Genomic DNA, 25,134 nt, shown 5'->3' on the forward strand with positions numbered 1-25,134 from the left:
CGCTCCCACACTTGGTTCGGTGCAAGCCTTACAAAATTGGGGAAATAAGCCGCGCGACCCGCATGCCCAGTTGTTGCAGGCGGTGGGTCTGGCGGTTTTCTTCCTGGCTGATTTCATGGGCCAGGGCGAAGTCTTCCAGCAGCATTTGCTCTACCTGGCTGGCGAAGGTCTCATCCACGGTCAGCAACATCACTTCGAAATTCAGCCGGAATGAACGGTTATCCAGGTTCGCACTGCCGATGGCGCTGATTTCACTGTCCACCAACACCACTTTCTGATGCAGGAACCCCGGCGTGTAGCGGAAGACCCGCACGCCCGCGCGCACCGCTTCGATCGCATACAGGCTGGAGGCGGCGTAGACGATGCGGTGGTCCGGCCGTGACGGCAGCAGCAGGCGCACGTCGACACCGCGCAATACCGCCAACCTCAACGCCGCAAACACCGCCTCATCAGGAATGAAATACGGGCTGGTTATCCACACCCGCTCGGTCGCCGCATGAATCGCCTCGACGAAAAACAGCGAGCAGGTTTCGTAGGGATCCGCCGGGCCGCTGGCGAGTAATTGGCAGAGCACGCCGTCGTCCGGGTAGGTATCCGGCAGCAGCAGCGGCGGCAACTCACGCGCGGCCCAGAACCAGTCTTCGGCAAAGGATTCCTGCAAGCACGCCACCACCGGGCCGCTGACTTGCACATGGGTGTCACGCCACGGTGCCAGAGGTGGTTTCTTGCCCAGGTATTCATCGCCGACGTTATGCCCGCCGACAAACCCGGTAATGCCGTCGACCACCACGATCTTGCGGTGGTTGCGGAAGTTGACCTGGAAGCGATTGAGCCAGCCGCTACGCGTGGCGAATGCCTTGACCTGCACCCCGGCGTCCCGCAGTGATTGGACATAACGGTGGGGCAGGGCATGGCTACCGATACGGTCATACAAGACGAAAATCGACACGCCTTCGGCGGCCTTTTCCTTGAGCAAGGTGTGCAGTTGGCGGCCGAGCTCGTCGTCATGAATGATGAAGAACTGGAACAGCACGGCGGTTTTTGCCGAGCGGATCGCCTCGAAAATCGCGCTGAAGGTGGCCTCGCCATTGATCAACAAGCGCACCTGGTTGTTCGCCAGGCAGGGCATGCGCCCCAGCTTGGGCATGGCCCGTAGCGAAGCGTAGGCCTGGGAGTTGCGCGCGGCCAATGCCTCTTCAACCCATGGGCGCCAGTTCAGCTCGGTTATCGCCTTGTGCATTTCCTGGTTGGCCTGGCGCCGCGCCTGAATGTAGGCGTCGAAAGTGCTCCGGCCAAAGATTAGGTAGGGAATCAGCGTCAGGTAGGGGATGAACATCAGCGACAACGCCCAGGCAATCGAGCCTTGGGCGGTCCTGACGGTCAGCACCGCATGGATGGCGGCGAGGGTGCCCAGAAAATGCAGGGTGGCAATGAAATAGGCGAGCAGGTGCGGGCCAAAGAAATCCATGGACAACGGTACTCCTGACGAACAAGTGCCTAACAGACCATGTTCGGCCCCGAATGTCGCTATTTTATTTGCTGTGCAACACTGGCGCTTTTGCGGCGTCTAACGCCGACAATTGCCCAGGAGTTACCCGATGAATGCTCGTCTGCTTGGTTTGGCCATGGTTGTTGGTTTAACGCTGCCCGTGGCGGCGCAAGCGCAGATGCTGGCGCCGGGCTTGTGGGAACTGACCACCAGCAACATGAAGGTCGATAACCAGGACCTGCCGGACTTGTCGCTGATCCTCGGTCAGCTCAAGCAACAGATGACCCCGGAACAACGCGCGATGCTTGAGAAGCAAGGCATCACCATGGCCGGCAAAGGCGTCCAGGTGTGCCTGACTCCAGCCCAGGTGGCGTCCGATTCCATCCCGTTGACGGACCCGCAATCGGGTTGCAAACAGCAGGTGACGGACAAGACCGGCAACCAGTGGAAATTCCGCTTCAGCTGCCCGAAAGCCCAGGGCACTGGCGTGGCGACGTTCCAGAGCCAACAGGAATTCACCACCACGGTGAACGGCACCTTCAACGCTACCGGCGTTCAGCAGAAGGGCAGCCTGGACACCCACGCGCAGTGGTTGGGCAGCGACTGCGGCACCGTCAAACCGCGCGCTTAACTGAGAGGTACCCCGATAGAATTGTGGGAGCTGGCTTGCCTGCGATAGCGGTTTATCAGTGCCAATCAGGTTGACTGGCACACCGCAATCGCAGGCAAGCCAGCTCCCACAGTTGATTGGGGTGCCAACTCATAGCTCTCTTCAACGCTGGAAGTGCAGCGGCAGCCCTTGGCAACTGTCGTGCACGCGCCCGTCGTGCCAGGCCAGGTGGCCGGAGACCAGGGTGGTGCTGACGCTGTGCCGGAAGCTGCGCCCGGCAAAGGGCGTCCAGCCGCAACGGGCCATAATCGGCTGGCTGCTGACGGGCTTGCCTTGGGGTTCGGGTTTGATCAGCACCAGGTCGGCCCAATAGCCTTCCCGCAGGTAGCCACGGTCGGGGATCGCAAACAGGTCAGCAACGCGATGGCTGGTTTTCGCCACCAGAGTAGTCAGCGGCAGCAGGCCGTCAGCCACCAATTCCAGCAGCGCCGGCAGGGCGTGTTGCACCAACGGCAAGCCTGACGGTGCTTCACGATATGGCAGCTGTTTTTGCGCCCAGGTGTGCGGCGCATGATCACTGCCAATCACATCCAGACGATCACTCAACAATGCCAGGCGCAGGGCGTTGCGGTCGGCGCGTGTCTTGATGGCCGGGTTGCATTTGATCTGGTGGCCGAGGCGCGCGTAGTCGCGGTCATCGAACAGGAGGTGATGCAGGCAGACTTCCGCCGTGATGCGTTTTTCCGCCAGGGGTTTGTCTTCGAACAGCACCAACTCCCGGGCGCTGGTGATGTGCAACACATGCAGGCGCGTGCCATGCCGCTTGGCCAGTTCCACCGCCAAAGACGACGAGCGATAGCAGGCTTCGGCATCGCGAATCAGCGGATGAGCCACAGCAGGAATGTGCTCGCCGAAGCGCTCGCGCATCCGTTGCTCGCTGGCCTGGATGCTGGGCGTGTGCTCGCAGTGGGCCAGGAGAATGGTCGGCACCTCGGCGAACAGGCGTTCGAGAATCTTCGGGTCATCCACCAGCATATTGCCGGTGGAGGCGCCCATGAAGACTTTGACGCCAGCCACCTCGCGCGGGTCCAGCGCGGCCACTGTGTCGAGGTTGTCGTTGCTCACCCCAAAGTGAAAGCCATAGTTGGCCACCGAATGCAGGGCCGCGCGGCGCTTCTTGTCGGCGAGGGCGTCCAGGTTCAACGTCGCCGGGTTGGTGTTGGGCATGTCCATGAAACTGGTGATGCCACCGGCCACCGCTGCACGGGACTCGCTGTAGAAGCTGCCCTTGTCCGGTGCGCCGGGTTCACGGAAATGGACTTGGTCGTCGATCATGCCCGGTAGCAGCCACTGGCCTTGGGCGTCGATTTCCACCGTGGCATTGGCGTTGTCGATGCTGCTGGCGATCTTCTCGATACGGCCATTGGCGACCAGCAGGTCAGCCTCGAATTCCTGGCCTTCGTTCACCAGGCGGGCGTTGCGGATCAGCAGGCGGCTCATGGTCAGAACTCGTTTTGCAGGGCTTTGTAACCCAGCACCAGGTCGACGTTGGTGCGTGCCACGTCTTCGGAAAACTCCGAAGCGCTGACACTCACCGGCGGAAACTGGGACAGGTCGGTGTTGGGGCCGATGCGGGTGGTGGAAGGCACGTAGAACGCGGCGGGCAAATCGCGGCCATCGACCACCGAGTTGTGCCGCACCACGCAGCCGTCGCCGACGACGCAGTTGAACAGCACACTGTTGAAGCCGATGAAGACCCGGTCGCCGACGGTGCACGGGCCATGAACGATGGAACGGTGGGCGATGGAGGTGAACTCGCCGATGGTCACCGCGGCGCCGGATTTGGAGTGGATCACCACGCCGTCCTGGATATTTGAATTGGCGCCGATGGTGATCGGGTCCATGTCGCCATTGGCGTCGACTTCGTCGGCGCGGATCACCGCGTAAGGGCCGACAAACACGTTTTCGCCGATGATGACCTTGCCGCAGATGATTGCGGTTTTGTCGACGTAGGCCGATTCGGCAATCACGGGCAGATCACCGGAAGGGTTCTTGCGGATCATGGGGCAGGCTCCTGGAGGGGCGCAGTGAGGATGTGTACGTGGCGGCCGTCGATGGCGTTGTAGAAACAGGTGGGTCGCCCGGTGTGGCAGGCCGGGCCTTGCTGGTCGACGATCAGCAACACGGCGTCGCCGTCGCAATCCAGGCGCGCCTCCACCAGCAGTTGCCAGTGGCCGGAGGTTTCGCCTTTGCGCCACAACTGCTGGCGCGAGCGGGACCAGTAGCAGACCTGCCCGGTGGCCAGGGTTTCGTCGAGGGCCTGGCGGTTCATCCAGGCCAGCATCAACACCTCGCCGCTGCCGTGTTGCTGGGCGATGGCGGCGATCAGGCCATCGCTGTTCCACGGCAGGGCGTCGAGCACGCGGTCGAGTGGAAAGCGGCTGCCGATGGCGGCCTTTTCCAGGTCGAGCATGCTCAGTTTCATGGCTTGCTCAGGGCCGCGCACAGGGTGTTGAGGTTGTATTCGAACAGGCCGGTAAAGGTGCTGGCCGGGCCTTCTGCAGCCAGGGCGTCCGAGTACAGCGTGCCGCCGATTTGCGCGCCACTTTCGTCCGCGATCTGCTTGAGCAGGCGCGAGTCCTTGATGTTTTCCATGAACACGGCCTTGACCTTGTCCTTGCGGATCTGGGTGATCAGCGTGGCGACTTCGGCAGCAGACGGTTCACGTTCGGTGGACAAACCTTGAGGCGACAGGAACTCGATACCGTAGGCCTGACCCAGGTAACCGAAGGCGTCATGGGAGGTCACGATGCGACGGTTGCCCGGTGGCAGGGCGCCGAACTTGGCTTTGGCTTCAGCCAGCAGGCGGTAGATTTCTTTCAGGTACACCTGGCTGTTGTGCTCGTAGTCCGCCTTGTTGGCCGGGTCGGCAGCGATCAGCGCCTTGGTGATGTTGTTCACGTAGATCACGGTGTTGGCCAGGTTGTGCCAGGCGTGTGGGTCGGGAATGGTCTCGCCGTCTTCTTCCATGGTGTGGGACAGCACGCCTTTACTGGCGGTGACCACGGTGGCCTTGGTTTCGGTGCTGGTGACCAAGCGATCCAGCCACGGCTCGAAGCCGAGGCCGTTCTTGATGATGACCTTGGCTTTGAGCAGGGCCTTGGCATCGTCTGGCGTCGGTTCGTAGGTGTGGGCGTCAGCATCGGGGCCGACCATGTTGCTGATCTGGATATGATCGCCACCGACCTGGTGGGTCATGTCGTCAAGAATACTGAAGCTGGTAACCACCTGAAGCTTGTCGGCAGCCTGGGCCGTCGCGAACGACAGCGGCAGCAACACACTGAACAGCACGAGTAGAGCGCGCATCGGGAAACACCTCATTGGGATGTAAGCAAAGGCGGGCGGCGCAGCAAGCCGTGCACCGGACCGAAGACCACGGACAGCAGGTACAAGCCGCCAGCCACCAGCACAATCGCCGGGCCGCTGGGCAGCGAGTAGTAGAACGACAGCAACAAGCCAAGCCACACCGACAGGCATCCCAGCACCGCTGATATGGCGATCAACACCGGCAGGCGCCGGCTCCAGAAACGTGAAGCAATCGCCGGCAACATCATCAACCCGACCACCATCAAGGCGCCGATGGCCTGGAAGCCGATCACCAGGTTCAACACCACCAGCGTCAGGAACAGCCCGTGAGCCAACGGGCCGAGGCGGCTGACGGTTTGCAGGAACAGCGGGTCGAGGGTGTCCAGCAGCAGCGGTTTGTAGATCACCACCATGGCGATCAGGCTGAAGCCCGAGACCCAGAGCATGCCGGTGAGGGTCGGGCCGTCGACCGCCAAGGCCGAGCCGAACAGCAGGTGCAGCAGGTCCAGGCGTTTGCCGGCGAGGCCAAGAATCAGCACGCCGCTGGCCAGGGAGATTGGGTAGATGGCGGCGAGGCTCGCGTCTTCCTTAAGGCCCGTGCGGCGGGTGATCCAGGCGGCGAGGCCGGCCATGCTCAGGCCGGCGCCCAGGCCACCGATGGTCAGCGCGGGCAGGCTCAGCCCGGCAAACCAGAAGCCCAGGGCGGCGCCGGGGAGGATGCCGTGGGACACCGCGTCACCGATCAGGCTCATGCGACGCAGGATCAGGAACACTCCCAGCGGCGCCGTGCTGCATGCCAATACCAGCCCGCCGACGAGGGCGCGGCGCATGAAAACGAAGTCGAGAAACGGCATCCACAGGTGAGCGGCGAAGTGCATCAGGCCACCTGCATGTGTGACTGGGGGCGGATCAGCTCTTTGCTTGAGCCGAACACGCAACCGCTGCTTTTGATCTGCACCACTTGCTGGGTGTGTTGGCGGACCGAGCCGAGGTCATGGCACACCACGACCACCGTGCGGCCTTCATCGTGCCAGGCATGGATGTGTTTCCAGCACAGCGCCTGGCCGTCTTCGTCGAGGGCGGCGTGGGGTTCGTCCAGCAGCAATATCGGGGACTCGGCCAAACTCATGCGGGCGAGCAGGGCGCGTTGCAGTTCGCCACCGGACAAGGCCATCAACGGCCGATGCTCCAGGCCACTGAGGCACCAGTCTTCGAGTACGGCGCTCAGGCGTTCGGTGCGTTGTTGCGGGGTTTGCTTGTTGCCCCAGAAGCCGGCGGCCACCAACTCTTGCAAGCTGATGGGGAACTGGCGGTCGAGGTTCTGTTGTTGGGGCAGGAACGACAGGCCACCACGGCGTGGAACCTCAATCGTCACTTTCCCGGCCAAGGGCTTCTGCAAGCCGGCGATGACTTTCAGCAGGCTGCTTTTGCCGGTGCCGTTGGCGCCGATGATGCCGGTGAGACTGCCTTTTTCCAGGGTGAAATCGACGGCAGGGGTCAGTGGTTGGCCGGGGGCGCCCCAGCGCAAAGCGGTGCAGGTGATCATTCGGAAGGTCTCGTCCAGCGGCTTTCAGCCACGGCATCGTGCGCGTGCAGGCTTTCGGCGTGGATCACTTTCAAGTGGAAGGCAATGACCGCATCCGAGCGTTTCAAGGCGAGGTTCAGGCGGCGGGCGGCGTCTTCGCAGAACATCAGGTTCTGCCCGTTGGCCAGGGCGAAGGCTTGTTCGTCCGCGCGCTTTACGGCGGTTTGTACGGCGGTGCCAAGGGCTGCTTCGGTTTCGTCGATCAGTTGCGTCAGCGGCAGGGTTGGCTGGTCGCCTTGAAGGCGGACCTGCAACAGCGCGCTGCTGCGCTGGCTGTGGGGCGTGGCGACGATGCCGTTTGCACTGCCGAGCCAGGTCAGCACGTCTTCGTGTTGCAGCGGTGTGCCGGCGAAGTCTTCGATAAATTGCTGCTGAATCAATTGCCTGGCGAGGGCAGCCGAGCACGGGCAGGTTGAAGAGTAAGTAACGTCAATTTTTAGTTCCACGTGGAACATCTGGTTTTCCAGGCGGGCTTCGATGCTCACCGGGTAGCTTTTCCACCCGGCCAACGGGCTGACCAACGCCGGGCGTTTTAGCAGCAGATCCGTATGAATCCGCAGGTAGGCATTTGTGGATAAACCTTCATGACTGTCGAGAAAACGTTGCAATACACTGCGCAGCAGTGCTGGCGTAAGCGGCTGCTGTTCAAGCATCTCCAGCGCCAGATAAAGCCGAGACATATGAATGCCACGCGCTTCGCCGTCGTCCAGGCTGACGCCTGCATCGGCCTTGGCGCTGAGGCGCTGGCCGTCGATCTGAATGGGCAGGGCAATGCCGCACATGCCCACCCAATCCAGCGGCAAGGCTTGGCGTGAAGCCTGCGCGGCGATATCGGGCAGAGTCAGCGCGTTCATGAGCAGTCCATCGTTGGAAATAAAAAGACATGTTATATTATTACAATTGAATCGACGAAAGTTTTTCTGCTCTGTCTTTTATTCAGTCATGTCGAGTACGGACGCTCCTTTATTTGCGGTGTAAGTCATGCACAGACGTCAACTCCTCAACCTGCTGCTGGCCAGCGCGGTGTTCACCCTGCCCTTTGGTGTATCTGCCGCGCAGATCCGCAATGCACGGTTGTGGCGCTCGGATAACAAGCTGCGGCTGGTGCTGGATCTCAGTGGCCCGGTGCAATACAAGACCTTCACCCTGACCGCGCCGGAGCGGTTGATCATTGATTTGAGCGGCGCGAAGTTGACCGGGGATTTCAGCCAACTGGCCCTGACCAACAGCGGCATTACCTCGATTCGCTCGGGGCACTTTGGCCAGGGTGATACGCGGATCGTGCTGGATTTGAAGGCGCCGATGCAGCTCAACAGCTTTCTGCTGCCGCCGCAGGATGGCCAGGGCCACCGCCTCGTGCTGGACCTGACAACTGCCACTCATGCGCCTATGCAAATCGCTGCGGCACCGGCCGCGTTGGCTGCCCCCGTGCCGGCGCCGGTGGACAAAGCGCATCCGAAACGCGACATCATCGTAGTGGTCGACCCCGGCCATGGCGGTAAGGACCCTGGTGCAATAGGCTCCAAAGGCCAGCGTGAAAAAGACGTGGTGCTGTCCATCGCCCAATTGCTGGCCAAGCGCTTGAAGCGTGAGAAGGGCTTCGATGTGAAGCTGGTGCGCAACGACGATTTCTTCGTGCCGCTGCGTAAACGCGTGGACATCGCCCGTCAGCACAAGGCCGACATGTTTATCTCGGTGCACGCTGATGCGGCGCCACGGCTTACGGCGTCAGGCGCTTCTGTCTATGCGTTGTCTGAGGGCGGTGCGACGTCCGCCACGGCGCGGTTCATGGCACAGCGGGAGAACGGTGCCGACCTGTTGGGCGCTACCACGTTGCTCAACCTCAAGGACAAGGACCCGATGCTCGCCGGCGTCATTCTCGACATGTCGATGAACGCCACCATCGCCTCCAGCCTGCAGCTGGGCAGTTCGGTGCTGGGCAGCCTGCAAAGCATCACCACGCTGCATCAAAAACGCGTGGAACAGGCCGGCTTTGCGGTACTCAAGTCGCCGGACGTGCCGTCGATCCTGGTGGAAACCGGGTTTATCTCCAACACCCAGGACGCCCAGCGGCTGGTCACCGCACGCCATCAACAGGCGGTGGCAGACGGTTTATTTGAAGGGCTGAAAAACTACTTCCAGAAGAACCCGCCGATGAACAGCTACATGGCCTGGGTTCAGGAACAGAAGAATGGCCAGGTCTAACAGCCGGTAATCCGGCTGCAGGTGAATTTGGCGCTGACTCCACCAGAACTGGAAAACCGGTTGATGGTGGTCCAGCCCACTCGCCGCGTGTAGCCCACCCACGCCTCACCATCGGATGCCAACCCGGTAAAGAACGTCAGCTGCCCGTAGCGGCTGTTGGTCTGTGCCCAGTAGCGTTTGCCGATCACCTCGAAACCCCGCAAATACGTGGTGCTGCCCGCCGTCGCGACGCTGTAGGCATTGCCCTGCGCGTCGACGCACGCCAGCAGGTTGGCGCTGCGGGTGCAGTTGGCCAGCAGGCTGGGCACCTGGGCGTTGGCCAGGCTCGCCACCATCAGCAACACAGCGCACAACAGGTATTTCATAGAGGTTCTCGGGGCGTTTTCGCCTGCCAGCATTGCGCCCTTCGTCGTTACGAGCAAGGGGGATTGGCTTATTTGCATTGTTATACTATAACATTAAAAAACAGCCTGACCCGTGAACCACCTCCAATGACCGAACAAGACCTTCTCGCCCAACCCTCCGCCGACTACATGAATGAAGCCCAGCAAGGTTTCTTCCGCGAGCTGTTGCTGGCCCAGCGTAATGAGCTGCAAGCGCGCATCGATGCCGAATTCATGGTGCTGCGCGAACAGGAACCCAACAGCGATCCCGCCGATGTGGGCAGTGCTGAAGAACAGCGCCAATGGCAACTGCGCCTGCTGGAGCGCGAAAAGAAGCTGTTGGACAAGATCGACGAGGCCTTGGAGCACCTGGCCCGAGGCGAATACGGCTGGTGCCGTGAAACCGGCGAGCCCATCGGCCTCAAGCGCCTGTTGCTGCGCCCCACGGCCACCCTGTGTATCGAAGCCAAAGAACGTGAAGAGCTGCGCGAACGCCATCAACGGGCGATTTGACCGGCCAACCCTGATGAGGAATACCTGATGCCCAATCGTCTCCCCGTTACTGTGCTGTCCGGATTCCTCGGCGCCGGTAAAAGCACGCTGCTCAACTACGTCCTGCGCAACCGCGAAAACCTGCGGGTGGCGGTGATCGTCAACGACATGAGCGAAATCAACATTGATGGCAGTGAGGTCCAGCGCGACGTCACCCTCAATCGCTCCGAAGAAAAACTGGTGGAGATGAGCAACGGCTGCATCTGCTGCACCTTGCGCGAAGACTTACTGGAGGAAGTCGGAAAGCTCGCCAAGGAAGGTCGGTTCGATTACCTGCTGATTGAATCCACCGGTATCTCCGAGCCGTTGCCGGTGGCGGAAACCTTCACCTTTCGCGATGAGGAAGGCCAGAGCCTGGCGGATATCGCTCGGCTCGACACCATGGTCACCGTGGTCGACGGCATGAACTTTCTGCTCGACTACCAGGCTGCCGAAAGCCTGACGTCGCGGGGCGAAACCCTGGGTGAAGAAGACGAACGCTCGATCACCGACCTGCTGATCGAGCAGATTGAATTCGCCGACGTGATCCTCATCAGCAAGATCGACCTGATCAGCAGCCGCGAGCGCGAGGAGTTGATGGCGATCCTGGAGCGGCTGAATGCTCAGGCGGAAATCATCCCGATGGTCATGGGCGAAGTGCCGCTGGCGAAGATCCTCAACACCGGTCGTTTCGACTTCGAACGCGCGTCCCAGGCACCCGGATGGTTGCAGGAATTGCGTGGCGAGCACGTGCCGGAAACCGAGGAATACGGCATCGCTTCCACCGCGTATCGCGCCCGCCGCCCATTCCATCCGCAGCGTTTTTTCGACTTTATCGACCGGCCTTGGGTGAATGGAAAACTGCTGCGCTCCAAGGGCTTTTTCTGGCTGGCCAGCAAACACCAGGACGCCGGCAGTTGGTCCCAGGCCGGCGGCCTGATGCGCCATGGTTTCGCCGGACGCTGGTGGCGTTTCGTGCCAAAAACCCAGTGGCCGCAGGACGAGGAGGGTGTCGCCGCGATCATGAACAACTGGCAGCCGAGTACCGGCGATTGCCGCCAGGAACTGGTGTTTATCGGCCAGAACATCGACTTCGCGCAGATGACCGCCGAACTGGACGCCTGCCTGCTCACTGACGATGAAATGGTCACAGGCGTCGAAGGCTGGCGCTTGTTGGCTGATCCCTTTGGCCCTTGGTTCGAAGAGGCTGCCTGATGCTGGCACCGACCCTGAAACTGCGCCCGGTGATTCGCCAGACTCACGGTGAAACCCCGGCCGTGCTCACCGATATCCTTGAAGATGGCGTGAATCTCGCGGTGTGGCAGCGTCAGTTGCCGCTGCACATCGCCGAGTTCGGCGCGTTGCTGGTGGCGCTCAATGAGCCGTTGGCCGAGTCGCTGGTGGTTGAGTTGAACAGCGAAGACGCCGAGCCGAACCTGCAGGACTTCGCGTCAGGTAGCCGCGACCTTGAAGGTTACGAAGGCTTTATCGCCGATGTGTCGTGGCTGGTCAGCGCCTTTGCCTGTTTGCTGGGCGCCAAGCGCATCGGCGTGCGCCTGCGGCTGCTGGACAAAGCGATGTGCCCGCGTTTTCACGTGGACCATGTGCCGGTGCGGCTGATCACCACTTACGCCGGTATCGGCAGCCAGTGGTTGCGCGAAGGCGTGATGGAGCGGCGGCACCTGAGCCAGGCGAGCGCGGAGCCGGAAGCGCGCATTGAGCAAATCCACTGCGGTGAAGTGGCGTTGCTCAAGGGCGAAAAATGGCACGGCAACGAAGGCTTTGGCCTGATCCACCGTTCCCCGCAGCTGCAAGCGAATGAGCGACGGTTGATCCTGACGCTGGATTGGTTGGCGTAACCGGGTAGGATCAAACCTCTCTACACGGTCTGAATGATGTCCACCATGCTGCAGAACATTCCTACCCACATGATTGCCGGGCCCTTGGGCGCCGGCAAGACCAGCCTGATCAAGCACCTGCTGGCCCAGCGCCCGGCCAACGAGCGCTGGGCGGTGTTGATCAACGAGTTCGGGCAGATTGGCCTGGATGCCGCGTTGCTCACCCGTGATGACGACGGTATTGCCCTCGGTGAAGTGGCGGGTGGTTGCCTGTGTTGCGTCAACGGTGCGCCGTTCCAGGTAGGACTGGGCCGTTTGTTGCGTAAGGCCAAGCCCGACCGGCTGTTTATCGAGCCGTCCGGGTTGGGGCATCCGGCTCAACTGCTCAAGCAATTGCGGGAAGCGCCCTGGCAGCAGGTGCTGGCGGTGCAGCCGTGCGTGCTGGTACTGGATGCCCAGGCGTTGGCGGCGGGCAAGCCATTACCTGATGCCCAACGTGAGGCATTGGCCAGCGCCGGGCTGTTGGTATTGAACAAGAATGAAGCCCTGAGTGATGCGCAGCGCCTGGTGATTCAAGGGCAATTGCCTGACCGGCCGATCTATTGGACTCAGCAGGCGCATCTACCCCTGGCGCAACTGCCGGGTTTGAACGCTCAAGCCGCAGCGGCTGTGGATAACTTCGAGGTGCCCAAAGGCGTGGGGCAAATGCCGGCCATCTGGACGGATCCGTCGGCGCCGATTTGCCTGAGTCAGGGCCAGGAGGGTGGCTGGAGCATTGGTTGGCGCTGGCATCCAAGCCAGCAATTCGACCGGCAGCGCTTGCAGCAATGGCTGGCGTTGCTGGACTGGCGGCGGGCAAAACTGGTTATCCACAGCCTCGACGGTTGGATGTCCGCCAACGCTGTGGATAACGCCATGTTGGCCTGGTTGCCCAGTGAATGGCGCCGAGATTCGCGTATCGAATTGATCTTCAGTGAAGCGCAGGATGTTGCGCAATTACAGGACGCGTTAGCCGATTGCCGTCAGTGACGGGTCTTGCTGCTGCCATGCTCCTGGCGCCACTGGCTTAGCTCGATGATCTCGGCGCTGGGCAGTGGCGTCTTGATCTCAAACGGGTAGGGCGCCAGCTCGATTTGCGCGCTGTGGGCGCCGAACTGGGTGATGGTCCCCGGGTGCCGCGTTTCGCCGGTCACGGTGAATTCAAAGTTGTAGATCCGTGCCAAACGCCGCCGACCGCTGGCATCCTTCACAAAACCGATACGCTTCAACGCCACGGCGCCATCGAGCAGCTCAATGTCGAGCTTGGCGCAGTGCTGCTTGACCCGTTCCAGCGCCCGCTCGCGCAGGCCGTGGTTGTGCCACAGCCAGGCGGCACCGGTCGCCAGCAGCATCAGCACGAAGATATTTCCGAGGGTCAGCATTCGATGAACTCCAACAAAGTGTGGCCAGCTTAACTGCGTCTCCGGTCTGTCGTACAGGCCGCGTTTAGTCGCATACTGCGCAGCCAGAAATTCAACCGCTTTACGGAAATCCCCTGCATGAAACGTACGCCCCATCTGCTTGCGATCCAGTCTCATGTGGTCTTTGGCCACGCCGGAAACAGCGCCGCCGTGTTCCCCATGCAACGGGTCGGGGTGAACGTGTGGCCGCTCAATACCGTGCAGTTCTCCAACCACACTCAGTATGGTCAGTGGGCGGGAGAAGTGTTGGCGCCGCAGCAAATTCCTGCACTGGTGGAAGGCATCGCGGCGATTGGCGAGCTGGGCAACTGTGATGCGGTGCTCTCCGGCTATCTGGGCAGCGCGGCCCAGGGGCGGGCGATCCTTACCGGTGTGGCGCGGATCAAGGCGATCAACCCAAAGGCTTTGTACCTGTGCGACCCGGTGATGGGCCATCCGGAGAAAGGCTGCATCGTGCCCCAGGAGGTCAGCGACTTCCTGCTGGACGAAGCGGCGGCGATGGCCGACTTCCTGTGCCCCAACCAGTTGGAGTTGGACAGCTTTGCCGGGCGCAAGCCACAGTCGCTGTTCGATTGCCTGGGCATGGCCCGTGCGTTGCTGGCCCGTGGGCCGAAAGCGGTGTTGGTCAAGCACCTGGATTATCCCGGCAAGCTGCCGGACGGCTTCGAGATGCTACTGGTGACAGCCGAAGGCAGCTGGCACCTGCGCCGGCCGTTGCTGGCGTTCCCGCGTCAGCCGGTGGGCGTGGGTGACCTGACGTCGGGCCTGTTTTTGGCGCGGGTGTTGTTGGGCGACAGCCTGGTGGCGGCCTTTGAGTTCACCGCTGCAGCAGTGCACGAAGTGCTGCTGGAAACCCAGGCGTGCGCCAGCTATGAGCTGGAACTGGTGCGCGCCCAGGACCGGATTGCCCATCCGCGGGTTCGCTTTGAGGCGACGCCAATAGGGCTTTAAGGCCCGTCGGCCTTGATTTCCTGATAGCGCTTCTCCAGCTCCTGGCGAATCTGCCGGCGCTGTTGAGCCTGCACAAATCGGCGCTTGTCTTCGCTGTTCTGCGGTTGCAGCGGCGGTACGGCGGCCGGTTTGCGCTGGTCATCCACCGCGACCATGGTGAAGAAGCAGCTATTGGTATGGCGCACCGAACGCTCGCGGATGTTCTCGGTGACCACCTTGATCCCCACTTCCATCGACGTGTTGCCGGTGTAGTTGACTGAGGCCAGGAAGGTCACCAGCTCGCCGACATGGATCGGCTCGCGAAAAATCACCTGGTCCACCGACAGCGTCACCACGTAACGGCCGGCATAACGGCTGGCGCAGGCGTAGGCCACTTCGTCGAGGTATTTGAGCAGCGTGCCGCCGTGCACATTGCCTGAAAAGTTGGCCATGTCAGGGGTCATCAATACTGTCATCGACAGCTGGGCGTTTCCGGGTTCCATAGCACACTCACGGGTTGTAGGCATTGGGTGGGGAGGCACCTCTGCGGGTGCTGGAATCTTTGCAGAGCCATTCATAACGGGACGCTGGGGCCCGGCTTGCCGTCACGCCCGGGGCGATCTGTTTCCATATATTGCACCGGCTTTCTGTCGCAAGTCGCGGTGTTACCCTTCAAAAGCCCGTCTCAGGGGCAATTCTTACGATCAAGGCAGACTTTTCTTTCCGTTCATTTGGACCTTTCGGGGCGAATGCGTGGAAATGGGAAAAGCGCCAGTACCCCTCAAGGAGCCCCTCGCCATGCACGCCATCAGCTTTATCCAGGACCTGGCCGTGATCATGCTGGTGGCCGGGGTGGTGACGATCCTGTTCCATCGGCTCAAGCAGCCGGTGGTGTTGGGGTATATCGTCGCCGGCTTTATTATCGGCCCGCACACCCCACCGTTTGGCCTGATCCACGACGAAGACACCATCAAGACCCTGGCCGAACTGGGGGTGATCTTCCTGATGTTCTGCCTGGGCCTGGAGTTCAGCCTGCGCAAGCTGTTCAGGGTCGGTGCCACGGCGTTCATTGCTGCGTTCCTCGAGATCATCCTGATGATCTGGATCGGCTACGAAATCGGCCGCTGGTTCGACTGGAACACCATGGACTCACTGTTCCTGGGCGCGATCCTGGCGATTTCCTCCACCACCATCATCGTCAAGGCACTCAATGACCTGAAGATGAAAAACCAGCGCTTTGCCCAGCTGATTTTTGGCGTGCTGATCGTCGAAGACATCCTCGGCATCGGCATCATCGCCTTGCTGTCGAGCATCGCCGTCAGCGGTTCGGTCAGCTCGGGCGAGGTGTTCTCCACCGTCGGCAAGCTGTCGTTGTTCATGATCGTCGCGCTGGTGATCGGGATCTTGCTGGTGCCACGCTTGCTGGAGTACGTAGCCAAGTTCGAAAGCAACGAAATGCTGCTGATCACCGTGCTGGGCCTGTGCTTCGGCTTCTGCCTGCTGGTGGTCAAGCTGGAATACAGCATGGTGCTGGGGGCGTTTCTGATCGGCGCGATCATGGCCGAATCCCGGCAATTGTTGAAGATTGAACGCCTGATCGAACCGGTTCGCGACATGTTCAGTGCGATCTTCTTTGTTGCCATTGGTTTGATGATCGACCCGCAAATCCTCTTGCAATACGCCTGGCCGATCGCGGTGATTACCGTGGCCGTGGTGCTGGGGAAGATGTTGTCCTGCGGGCTGGGGGCGTTTATCGCCGGCAACGATGGCCGCACCTCGCTGCGGGTGGGGATGGGCCTGTCACAGATTGGCGAGTTTTCATTCATCATCGCCGCGCTGGGGATGACGTTGCAGGTCACCAGCGATTTCCTGTATCCGGTGGCGGTGGCGGTTTCTGCGATCACCACGCTGCTTACCCCGTATCTGATCCGTGGCGCTGACCCGCTGTCGCTGAAGATTGCGGCCGTGATGCCCAAGCGCATGAGCCGGGTGTTCGGGATGTATGGCGAGTGGTTGCGCAGTATTCAGCCCCAGGGCGAGGGTGCGATGCTGGCGTCGATGATCCGCAAGATCATTTTGCAGGTGGGGGTGAATCTGGCGCTGGTAGTGGCGATCTTCTTTGCCGGCAGCTTTTTCGCGGCGCGTATTGGCAGCTACCTGGAAGGCTGGATCAGCGATCCGAGCTGGCAGAAGGCATTGATCTGGGGTGGGGCGTTGCTGCTGTCGCTGCCGTTCCTGATCGCGGCGTACCGCAAGCTCAAGGCGCTGTCGATGCTGCTGGCGGAGATGAGCGTGAAGCCGGAGATGGCTGGGCGCCACACTCAGCGCGTGCGCCGGGTGATCGCCGAAGTGATCCCGATTCTTTCGCTGCTGGTGATTTTCCTGCTATTGGCAGCCTTGTCGGCCAGTATTCTGCCGACCAACAAGTTGCTGGTGCTGATCGCCGTGGTGACGGCCGCGGTGGCCGCCGTGCTCTGGCGCTGGTTCATCCGCGTGCATACGCGGATGCAGGTCGCTTTGCTGGAGACCCTGGATAACCATAAGGACACGCCGGAGCACTAAATGGGCCTGAGGTTGGGGCTGCTTCGCAGCCCAGCGCGAGCAAGCTCGCTCGCCACTACAAGCGCCCTCGGCACACCGTAGGTATCAGCTTTCCAGCCAGACGTCCCGGGCCCAGTGCCACACCGATTCCCAGGTTTCTTCGGTGACGAGTTCTTCTTCGCCGGACCACAGCACCACGGTGCCGTCTTCTTCGACGCAGTAGTAATCGTCGCCGTCCTGGCAGATCGGGATCATGCTGCGGTCAACACCGGCATCCCAGGCGTTGGCGGCAACGTCTGGCAGGTAGGTGTGGGACTGTGGGTCGGTGACGGTCACCGGCTCCAGGCTGCCGTAGACCACGTCGCTGACGGTCAGCAGGAATTCACGGAAGACGAACGGAATATCGATGAACAGTTGTTCCTCGATTTCCACCAGTTGGTCTTCGTCAGGCAGCTCCAGAGGAACCGGTACCGGTTCGTTGGCTTCACGCAATTGTTCGATAACTTCTTCCACGGCCGGGATCCTCTTGCTAGATGACGCGGTTTATAGGGGCGTTTTATACAGTAGCTCGCTATAAGTGCAACCGTGAAATAGAAAACCCCGGACAAGTCCGGGGTTTTTGTTACTGCATACTCGAAGCGAGCAGGGATCAGCCGTTCTGGCGGATACCGGCGACCAGCCAAGGCTGGTTTTCGCCTTGTGGGCGTTCCATGTTCCAGCTTTCGCTGAACACTTCGCCCTGGTCAAAACGCGAAGTCTTCGACACGCCGCTGAAGGTCAGGGTGGCGATGGTCTTGTCGGCGCGGTCATCCACACCTTCAAGCTGCACTTTCAGGTCTTCGATGTAGGTCGACTGGAAGCCGTCGCCCAGGTCAGCACGTTCGCGCTTGAGGAATTCCAGCAATTGCGGGGTCACGAACTCGGCGATCTTGTCCATTTCGTTGGCGTCCCAGTGTTGCTGCAGGGACTGGAAGTGGCTGCGGGCCGCTTCGACGAAACGCTCTTCGTTGAACCAGGCTGGCGCGTTGATCACCGGACGAGCGGCGGCAGGAGCCGCCGAACCACCGAAGATCGAACCCATTGCAGCAGGCTTCTGCTCGAACACTTCACGCTGCATCGGCGCGCCAGCCGGAGCCATGTGCTCCTGCTGCTTGCGGCGACGGGCGGCGATAAAGCGGAAGATCAGGAAGGCGATGACCGCCATGATCAGGATGTCGAAGATCTGCATGCCCTGGAAGCCGCCGCCCATGAACATGGAGGCGAGCAGGCCACCGGCCGCGATACCGGCCAGAGGGCCCAACCAGCGCGAAGCACCGCCAGCCTTGGCAGCAGCGCCTGCGGCACCGGCCGCGCCAGCGGTCGCAGCTGCGCCGCCCATGCCGCCGCCGGATGGGGCCATTTGGCTGGTCTGGTGGCTCGGGGCCGAGCCCATGGATTTGCCGCCACCGAAGCGCTTGGCGTTGGCGTCGAGGCTCATCGTCAGGCCGATGCACAACGCCATGGCGATGCTAAGAAAACGTTTCATAAAGGGAATTCCCATTTGTGGATTGCACGCGCGCCATGTTGCACAGGTGTGATGTCAGTGGCTAGCGGCATAGTGTTTCGGGCTTTTGCGTAGGGCCAATACCGAATCGTCTGTAGGACTTAGTACAGATATTGGCCCCACCGCTGCCAAATACAAGGGCGGGGCAACATCCTTCATGTTCTGCAGTTGTTTCAGATTGCTTCGAGCTTGGCGTAGCCCATCATCAGCCACTTGCTGCCTTCGGCGAAGTTCACCTGCACCCGGGCTTGGGCGCCGGCGCCTTCGAAGTTGAGGATCACGCCTTCGCCGAAGATCGCATGCTTGACCTGCTGGCCAAGGCTGAACGGTGTTTCGGGGATTTCCGAGCCGGCGAACATGCTGCTGGAGTTCTGCTGCTGGCCGCCGCCGAATGGTCGGCTGACGCTGTTTGACAGGCGCACTTCCTGAATCAGCCCTTTCGGCACTTCACGTACGAAGCGCGAGACCTTGTTGTAGGTCTCACTGCCGTACAGGCGCCGCGTTTCGGCGTAGGTCATCACCAGGTTCTGCATGGCCCGGGTGATGCCCACATAGGCCAGGCGGCGCTCCTCTTCCAGGCGGCCGGGCTCTTCCAGACTCATCTTGTGGGGGAACAGGCCTTCTTCCATACCCACCAGGAACACGTACGGGAATTCCAGGCCCTTGGCGCTGTGCAAGGTCATCAGCTGGATGCTGTCTTCGTGCTCGTCAGCCTGGGTGTCGCCGGCCTCCAGCGAAGCATGGCCGAGGAATGCCGCCAGTGGCGTCAGGTCTTCGTCCTCTTCATTGTTTTCGAACGCGCGGGCGGCGCTGACCAGTTCCTCAAGGTTTTCTACCCGGGCCTGGCCTTTCTCGCCTTTTTCCGCTTCGTGGTAGGCGATCAGGCCGGACTGCTCGATCACGGTCTGGGTCATCAGGTGCAGGGGCATTTCCATGCACTTGGCGGCCAGGTTCTCGATCAGCTCGACAAACACGCTCAACGCACCGGCCGCACGGCCGGTCAGGCCCTTGTTGGCGATCAGCAGGCGCATGGCTTCCCACATCGACACATCGCTGTGGCGTGCATGGTCGCGAATCGCCTCGACGGTCTTCTCGCCAATGCCGCGGGCCGGGATATTGATCACCCGCTCCAGCGCCGCATCGTTGCCGCGACCTTCCAGCAAGCGCAGGTAGGCCATGGCGTTCTTGATTTCAGCACGTTCGAAGAAGCGCTGGCCGCCATAGATACGGTACGGAATGCGCTCGCGCAGCAAGGCCTCTTCCAGCACCCGTGATTGGGCGTTAGAACGATAAAGAATCGCGATATCGCTGCGGGCCAGGCCGGTTTTCAGGGCGCTTTCGATGGTTTCCACCACGTAGCGCGCTTCATCGTGTTCGTTGAAGGCGGCGTACAGGTTGATCGCCTCGCCTTCGCCGCCGTCGGTCCACAGCTCTTTGCCCAGGCGCCCGGTGTTGTTGGCGATCAAGGCGTTGGCGGCCTTGAGAATCCCGGCGGTGGAGCGGTAGTTCTGCTCCAGGCGAATGGTTTCGGCGTCCGGGAAGTCGTCGCTGTACTGGTAGATGTTCTCGATTTTCGCGCCACGCCAGCCGTAGATCGACTGGTCGTCGTCGCCCACCACCATCAAGCTGTCGCCGCCTTTGGCCAGCAGGCGCAACCAGGCGTACTGCACGGCGTTGGTGTCCTGGAACTCGTCCACCAGGATGTGGCGGAAACGCTTCTGGTAGTGCGCCAGCAAGCCCGGGTTGTCGCGCCACAGGTCGAGGGCGCGCAACAGCAGTTCGGAGAAGTCGATCACACCGGCGCGTTGGCAAGCCACTTCATAGGCTTCATAAATGCTGCGCATGGTGGCCAGGAACAGGTCACCGCTGGCCTGGATATGTTGCGGGCGCAGGCCTTCATCTTTCTGGCCATTGATAAACCACTGGGCCTGACGGACCGGCCAGCGTTGTTCGTCCAGGCCCAGCTCGCGGATCACCCGCTTGACCAGGCGTTGCTGGTCGTCGCTGTCGAGAATCTGGAAGGTCTGGCTCAGGCCGGCTTCCTGCCAATGGGCCCGCAGCAGGCGGTGCGCCAGACCGTGGAAGGTGCCCACCCACATGCCGGCCGGGCTGATGCCCATCAACTGCTCGATGCGATGACGCATCTCCGCAGCGGCCTTGTTGGTGAAGGTCACCGACAGGATGGAGTGAGGCGAGGCGTTCTCGACCTGGATCAACCAGGCGATACGGTGCACCAGCACTCGGGTTTTACCGGAGCCAGCACCGGCCAGGACCAACTGACGGCCAACGGGGGCAGCTACGGCCTGGCGTTGGGCATCGTTGAGGGAGTTCAGCAAAAGGGAGAGATCATCGCGCATCGGCGCATTCTAGGGTGCCCGGGAGAGTCGGGCAAATCCCAATGCCGGATGGTCGCGGGAAAACTTCAGGGCCCGCACTGGATAAGGCAACAATCTATTCACGGTGATGACCGGTCGGTCATCGCCCACAGCCCGCGCCCTGTCTCACTCAAGCTGTCTGGCTCCAAGGTTTGCGCCTGATTATCGCGCTGTTTTTATGACGTGGAGCAGTTTGGCCCGAGCGTTTGCTTGTGTATGCTCCGTCGACGTTTCGGGCTCACCATTATAAGAACACTGCCTATGACCCTTAGCATTGACCTGGCTGGCCCCTCGGTGGCGCCGGCGCAGGTTATCCGCAAGCACTACGCCATGGAGATGGCGGTCGAGCGCACGCGCCTGCTTTACCAGGGCTCCCTGCTGCCTACCTTATTAATGCTGGTGAACGGACTGGTCTGCGCCTGGTTACTCTGGAGCCCGCAGCGTTACCTGCTGGACAGCATTTGGCTGGTGTGGCTGCTGACGCTGGTGGCCCTGCGGGTGATTCAGGTGGCGGCGTTCGATTCGGCCATGCCGAGTCGTCAGGCGCTCCCGATCTGGCGCCGCATGTTCATGCTGGGCTCGGCCGTCAGCGGCCTGACGCTGGCCAGCGCTGCCATCGCCCTGGTGCCGGTGGACAGCTTCGCGCAACAGGCCTGGGTGTTCGGCTTGCTCGGCGCGGCGACCTTGTCCGCGAGTGTGGCCTACGCCGTCAGCCTGCCTGCGTTTCTGTCGTTTGCCTTGCCCTGTCTGGTGCCGGCCATCCTCTATTTATTCTGGACCGGCGACCCGCAGCAGCAGGGTTGGGGCTTTTTGGGCCTGATTCTGCTGGCCTCCCTGAGCCTGGTGGCGTGGCAGGTCAACCGCCTGATCCAGCGCGGGCTGCTCAGGCGCTTCCAGAACCAGGCGTTGATCGAGCACCTGCAGCAAGCGCAGCAGCGCAGCGAGCAGTTGAATCAGGAACTGGTGCGTGAAGTGGAGCAGCGACGCCAGGTCGAGCGAGAGTTGCGCGAGGCGCAGATCGGCCTGCAACAGCGCGTCGATCAGCGTAGCCAGGAACTGGATGTCGCCAGCCTGGCCCTGAGCAAAAGCGAGGCGCGCCTGGCGATGGCATTGCAGGCCAGCGAACTGGGCCTGTGGGACTGGAACCTGCAAACCGACGAGGTCCACCACACCCAACTCAAGGAGCTGTTCGGCCTGGAGCCGGAATACGTCACGGCGATGCTCAGCCATCTCAAGCCGCGTCTGCACCCCGACGACTTACCGCTGCTCAAGCGTGCGCTGGTGGAACACCTGAAAGGCCGCAGCGAGGATTACCTGGTGGAGTACCGGGTGCGCCATGGCGATGGCCATTGGGTGTGGATTCAGGACCGTGGCCGCGCCGTGGAGCGCTCGCCCGGCGGACGCGTCACGCGGATGCTCGGCACCCGCCGCGACATCAGTGCTGGCAAAGCTCTGGAAGAACAGCAGCGCCTGGCCTCGACGGTGTTCGAGGCGGCCAGCGAAGGCATTGTGATCCTGGACCCGGACTACGTGCTGGTAGCGGTCAACCAGGCGTTCAGCCGCGTCACCGGCTTCGACATTGACGACATGATCGGCCGCAATGTCGTCGAACTCCCCAGCAGCCGCGACGCACGGCGTCACTTCCCGGTAATCCGCCAGGCGCTGCTTAGCCACGGCACCTGGCAGGGCGAACTGGTGGAAACCCGCAAGAACGGCGAGCTCTACCCGCAATGGCTGCAACTGAATGTGGTGCGCGATATTCGGGGAAATGTCAGCCATATCGTCGGCTTCTTCGCCGATCTGTCCGCGCGGCGCGAGTCCGAGGAGCGCATGCGCTACCTCACTCATTACGATGAATTGACCGGGTTGGCCAACCGTTCATTGTTCCGCGAGCGGCTGCGGGAAGCTCATCAGCGTGTGCGCCAGGGTGGCCGCAGCCTGGCCCTGCTGCATATCAACCTGGACCGTTTCAAGCTGCTCAACGACAGCCTTGGGCATGAAGTAGCCGACCAGTTATTGCAGAAGATGGCCCGCCGCTTGATCAACGCCTTGCCCGAAGCCGACACCATTGCGCGGCTCTCGGGCGATGAATTCGCCGTGTTGTTCGATGCGTACGGCAACCTGTCGAGCCTGGCTCGGGTGGCCACGCGGCTGCTGGCCAAGTTGCGGGTGCCAGTGACGGTGGAAGGGCATGAGCTGGTGGTCAGCGCCTCAATGGGCGTCAGCCTGTTGCCCGACAATGCGCGGGAAATATCCGCGCTGGTCAGCCAGTCGAACATGGCCATGCAGCACGCCAAGCATTTGGGCGGGAATAATTTCCAGTTCTACACCGACAGCCTGCAAGCCAGCACCCTGGAGCGCTTGCAGCTGGAAAACCAGCTGCGCAAGGCGATTGATGAGCGCCAGCTCACGGTGTTCTACCAACCCAAGCTGTGCCTGGCCAGCGGCAAGCTGAATGCCGCTGAGGCGTTGATTCGCTGGGAGCATCCGCACTGGGGCATGGTGCCGCCAGGGGACTTTATCGGGCTGGCCGAAGAAACCGGATTGATCGTACCGCTGGGGGAGTTCGTACTGCGTCAGGCCTGCTGGCAAGCCTGTGAGTGGCAGCGCCAGGGGCTGGAACCGATCCGTGTGTCGGTCAACCTGTCGGTGCACCAGTTGCGCCAAGGGAAGCTGGTCAGTCTGGTGCGCCAGGTGTTGGAAGAAACCGGGCTTGATCCGCAGTACCTGGAGCTGGAGCTGACCGAAAGCCAACTGCTCGACAGTGTCGAACACATTATTTCGACCTTCCAGCAACTGCGCGACTTGGGTGTGAAACTGGCGATTGATGATTTCGGCACCGGCTACTCGTCCCTCAGTTACCTCAAGCGCATCCCCGTGGACTACGTGAAGATCGACCAGACGTTCATTCGAGGCCTCGGGCAGGGCCGCGAAGATGCCTCGATCACCCGCGCAATCATCGCCATGGCCCACGGGCTGTCGCTCAAGGTGGTGGCCGAGGGCGTGGAAGATCAGCAGCAGCTGGATTTCCTGCGGGCCGAGCAATGCGATGAAGTGCAGGGCTATTTGATCAGTCGGCCGGTGGAAGCGGACGGTCTGGCGGATTTGTTACGAAAAAATGCCGATTTTCCGTAGTTGAGCCCAAGCCGCACGCGGGGCTACATCGGTCCTGCCCGCTGTTTCAGCGGGCAGCAGCGTGATTAAGTGATGCATCGAGCGGGCAAATCGGTAATTCTTGTAGTATAACTACAAGCTTGCTACATCCCTGGCGTCTGCCAATAACAAGAGTCCAGCCCTTTGAACCTGTTGCAACATATCGCCCAGTCGCGCCACCTGTTACGCAAATCGGAACTCAAGGTTGCCGATCACGTGCTGCTTGACCCTGCGGCTGTGATGCACAGTTCCATGGCCGACCTGGCCCACAGCGTGGGCATCAGCGAGCCGACCATCGTGCGCTTCTGCCGCGCCATTGGTTGCTCCGGGTTCCAGGACTTGAAGCTCAAGCTGGCCCAGAGCCTCGCCGCCGGTGCGAGCTTCGGGCAGTTCGCGATTCACGAAGACGACTCCGTCGCCGACTACAGCCTGAAAATCTTCGACACCACCCTGCATACCCTGATGGAAGTGCGGGAAAAGCTTGACCCGGTAGAGCTGCAAAAAGCCGTGACCGCCATGTCCCAGGCCCAGCGCGTGGAGTTCTATGGTTTCGGCGCGTCCGGTGCGGTGGCGGCGGATGCCCAGCACAAGTTCTTCCGTTTGCTGCTGACGGCGGCGGCCTACAGTGACCCGCACATGCAGGCGATGTCGGCAGTGACGTTGAAGCCCACCGACGTGGCGATCTGCATTTCCCAGTCCGGCCGCTCCAAGGATTTGCTGATCACCGCCAACCTGGTGCGTGAAAGCGGTGCGACCCTGATTACCCTGTGCCCGAGCCAGACGCCATTGGCGGAGCTGTCGACCGTCAACCTGGCGATCGATGTGCACGAAGACACCGAAATCTACACGCCATTGACCTCGCGTATCGCCCACCTGGTGGTGATCGACGTGCTGGCGATGGGCGTGGCCATGGCGCGGGGCCCGAGCCTGGTCAACCACCTCAAGAGCGTGAAGCGAAGCTTGCGCAGTCTGCGGTTGTCACCCAAGTCCGTAAAAGCCCTCGACGACTGACTCAAGGGCATACTCGGTCAAAATGTGGGAGCTGGCTTGCCTGCGATAGCGATCTGTCAGTTGCCATCTTCATTGGCTGATGCACCGTTATCGCAGGCAAGCCAGCTCCCACAG

The 25,134-nt window shown here is 61.4% G+C and carries 24 protein-coding genes; 10 read left to right on the forward strand and 14 right to left on the reverse strand.

Annotation, left to right across the window (positions count from 1 at the left end; genetic code table 11):
• Positions 1-28: 28 nt before the first annotated feature.
• Positions 29-1,468, reverse strand: coding sequence for a cardiolipin synthase (gene cls / locus BLU46_RS16455; RefSeq protein ID WP_093203502.1), 1,440 nt, complete (start codon positions 1,466-1,468; stop codon positions 29-31).
• A 130-nt stretch (positions 1,469-1,598) separates the two neighbouring features.
• On the opposite strand from cls, the gene BLU46_RS16460 reads away from it, so the two are divergent.
• Positions 1,599-2,120 (forward strand): DUF3617 domain-containing protein, encoded by a 522-nt coding sequence (locus tag BLU46_RS16460; RefSeq protein WP_063033774.1) that lies wholly within the window; start codon positions 1,599-1,601, stop codon positions 2,118-2,120.
• Between the two features lie 141 nt (positions 2,121-2,261).
• Here BLU46_RS16460 and BLU46_RS16465 read toward each other — a convergent pair whose 3' ends face one another.
• The 7 genes from BLU46_RS16465 to folE2 are packed head-to-tail and all read right to left on the reverse strand — an operon-like array spanning position 2,262 to position 7,904.
• A complete protein-coding gene (locus BLU46_RS16465; protein ID WP_093203505.1) occupies positions 2,262-3,599 on the reverse strand; it encodes a dihydroorotase in 1,338 nt (445 codons plus the stop codon).
• Positions 3,600-3,601: 2 nt separating this feature from the next.
• On the reverse strand, positions 3,602-4,162 hold the full coding sequence (locus BLU46_RS16470) for a gamma carbonic anhydrase family protein (protein WP_017476792.1): 561 nt from the start codon (positions 4,160-4,162) through the stop codon (positions 3,602-3,604).
• Entirely contained in the window at positions 4,159-4,584 is a 426-nt protein-coding gene (gene hisI / locus BLU46_RS16475; RefSeq protein WP_093203510.1) for a phosphoribosyl-AMP cyclohydrolase, read from the reverse strand. The genes BLU46_RS16470 and hisI overlap by 4 nt, the downstream gene beginning before the upstream one ends.
• Positions 4,581-5,465, reverse strand: coding sequence for a metal ABC transporter substrate-binding protein (locus BLU46_RS16480; protein ID WP_010168406.1), 885 nt, complete (start codon positions 5,463-5,465; stop codon positions 4,581-4,583). The genes hisI and BLU46_RS16480 overlap by 4 nt, the downstream gene beginning before the upstream one ends.
• An 11-nt stretch (positions 5,466-5,476) precedes the next feature.
• Positions 5,477-6,343 (reverse strand): metal ABC transporter permease, encoded by an 867-nt coding sequence (locus tag BLU46_RS16485; RefSeq protein ID WP_063033778.1) that lies wholly within the window; start codon positions 6,341-6,343, stop codon positions 5,477-5,479.
• Complete coding sequence (locus BLU46_RS16490; RefSeq protein ID WP_093203514.1) at positions 6,343-7,011, reverse strand: metal ABC transporter ATP-binding protein; 669 nt, start codon at positions 7,009-7,011, stop codon at positions 6,343-6,345. Before BLU46_RS16490 ends, BLU46_RS16485 begins: the two co-directional genes overlap by 1 nt.
• On the reverse strand, positions 7,008-7,904 hold the full coding sequence (folE2, locus tag BLU46_RS16495; RefSeq protein ID WP_063033780.1) for a GTP cyclohydrolase FolE2: 897 nt from the start codon (positions 7,902-7,904) through the stop codon (positions 7,008-7,010). The genes BLU46_RS16490 and folE2 overlap by 4 nt, the downstream gene beginning before the upstream one ends.
• 127 nt (positions 7,905-8,031) lie before the next feature.
• Here folE2 and BLU46_RS16500 point away from each other — a divergent pair, with 127 nt between their 5' ends.
• Positions 8,032-9,255 carry an N-acetylmuramoyl-L-alanine amidase gene (locus BLU46_RS16500; protein ID WP_063033781.1) on the forward strand — a complete coding sequence of 408 codons (1,224 nt, stop codon included), beginning with the start codon at positions 8,032-8,034 and terminating at the stop codon, positions 9,253-9,255.
• Here the strand turns inward: BLU46_RS16500 and BLU46_RS16505 are convergent.
• On the reverse strand, positions 9,252-9,620 hold the full coding sequence (locus BLU46_RS16505; protein ID WP_063033782.1) for a hypothetical protein: 369 nt from the start codon (positions 9,618-9,620) through the stop codon (positions 9,252-9,254). The two genes, BLU46_RS16500 and BLU46_RS16505, sit on opposite strands and share 4 nt — an antisense overlap.
• Positions 9,621-9,746: 126 nt before the next feature.
• Between BLU46_RS16505 and dksA the strand changes: the two genes are divergently transcribed.
• From dksA to BLU46_RS16525, 4 genes are read left to right on the forward strand one after another with little or no spacing between them, the layout of a single operon-like run.
• A complete protein-coding gene (gene dksA / locus BLU46_RS16510; RefSeq protein ID WP_063033783.1) occupies positions 9,747-10,151 on the forward strand; it encodes an RNA polymerase-binding protein DksA in 405 nt (134 codons plus the stop codon).
• 27 nt (positions 10,152-10,178) lie between these two features.
• A complete protein-coding gene (gene zigA, locus BLU46_RS16515; protein ID WP_093203517.1) occupies positions 10,179-11,384 on the forward strand; it encodes a zinc metallochaperone GTPase ZigA in 1,206 nt (401 codons plus the stop codon).
• Complete coding sequence (locus BLU46_RS16520) at positions 11,384-12,028, forward strand: DUF1826 domain-containing protein (protein WP_093203522.1); 645 nt, start codon at positions 11,384-11,386, stop codon at positions 12,026-12,028. The genes zigA and BLU46_RS16520 overlap by 1 nt, the downstream gene beginning before the upstream one ends.
• 45 nt (positions 12,029-12,073) lie before the next feature.
• Positions 12,074-13,036: a CobW family GTP-binding protein gene (locus BLU46_RS16525; protein WP_093203526.1), complete on the forward strand. Its 963-nt coding sequence runs from the start codon at positions 12,074-12,076 to the stop codon at positions 13,034-13,036.
• Here BLU46_RS16525 and BLU46_RS16530 read toward each other — a convergent pair.
• Entirely contained in the window at positions 13,030-13,428 is a 399-nt protein-coding gene (locus BLU46_RS16530) for a DUF3301 domain-containing protein (RefSeq protein WP_017476780.1), read from the reverse strand. The two genes, BLU46_RS16525 and BLU46_RS16530, sit on opposite strands and share 7 nt — an antisense overlap.
• A 117-nt stretch (positions 13,429-13,545) precedes the next feature.
• On the opposite strand from BLU46_RS16530, the gene pdxY reads away from it, so the two are divergent.
• Positions 13,546-14,418, forward strand: a complete 873-nt coding sequence (gene pdxY, locus BLU46_RS16535) for a pyridoxal kinase PdxY (RefSeq protein WP_063033787.1) — start codon at positions 13,546-13,548, stop codon at positions 14,416-14,418.
• Here pdxY and BLU46_RS16540 read toward each other — a convergent pair.
• Positions 14,415-14,900: an acyl-CoA thioesterase gene (locus tag BLU46_RS16540; RefSeq protein WP_003213461.1), complete on the reverse strand. Its 486-nt coding sequence runs from the start codon at positions 14,898-14,900 to the stop codon at positions 14,415-14,417. The genes pdxY and BLU46_RS16540 overlap by 4 nt on opposite strands.
• A 295-nt stretch (positions 14,901-15,195) precedes the next feature.
• On the opposite strand from BLU46_RS16540, the gene BLU46_RS16545 reads away from it, so the two are divergent.
• Positions 15,196-16,959: a cation:proton antiporter gene (locus tag BLU46_RS16545; RefSeq protein WP_063033788.1), complete on the forward strand. Its 1,764-nt coding sequence runs from the start codon at positions 15,196-15,198 to the stop codon at positions 16,957-16,959.
• An 84-nt stretch (positions 16,960-17,043) separates the two neighbouring features.
• Here the strand turns inward: BLU46_RS16545 and BLU46_RS16550 are convergent, their stop codons facing one another.
• The 3 genes from BLU46_RS16550 to uvrD all read right to left on the reverse strand — a co-directional run bounded on the left by BLU46_RS16550 (position 17,044) and on the right by uvrD (position 20,838).
• Positions 17,044-17,451 (reverse strand): SMI1/KNR4 family protein, encoded by a 408-nt coding sequence (locus BLU46_RS16550; protein WP_003213456.1) that lies wholly within the window; start codon positions 17,449-17,451, stop codon positions 17,044-17,046.
• 136 nt (positions 17,452-17,587) lie between these two features.
• Positions 17,588-18,463 (reverse strand): Tim44 domain-containing protein, encoded by an 876-nt coding sequence (locus tag BLU46_RS16555; RefSeq protein ID WP_017476777.1) that lies wholly within the window; start codon positions 18,461-18,463, stop codon positions 17,588-17,590.
• Between the two features lie 191 nt (positions 18,464-18,654).
• The gene (gene uvrD / locus BLU46_RS16560) at positions 18,655-20,838 is read right to left on the reverse strand and encodes a DNA helicase II (protein ID WP_063033789.1); all 2,184 of its coding nucleotides are present in this window, start codon (positions 20,836-20,838) and stop codon (positions 18,655-18,657) included.
• Between the two features lie 279 nt (positions 20,839-21,117).
• Here uvrD and BLU46_RS16565 point away from each other — a divergent pair, with 279 nt between their 5' ends.
• Together BLU46_RS16565 and hexR are read left to right on the forward strand one after the other, a co-directional pair.
• Positions 21,118-23,991, forward strand: a complete 2,874-nt coding sequence (locus BLU46_RS16565; protein WP_093203531.1) for an EAL domain-containing protein — start codon at positions 21,118-21,120, stop codon at positions 23,989-23,991.
• A gap of 162 nt (positions 23,992-24,153) precedes the next feature.
• Positions 24,154-25,020, forward strand: a complete 867-nt coding sequence (gene hexR, locus BLU46_RS16570) for a transcriptional regulator HexR (RefSeq protein WP_010168370.1) — start codon at positions 24,154-24,156, stop codon at positions 25,018-25,020.
• Positions 25,021-25,134: the final 114 nt, after the last annotated feature.

Source organism: Pseudomonas yamanorum (assembly GCF_900105735.1).
Taxonomy (GTDB): domain Bacteria; phylum Pseudomonadota; class Gammaproteobacteria; order Pseudomonadales; family Pseudomonadaceae; genus Aquipseudomonas; species Aquipseudomonas yamanorum.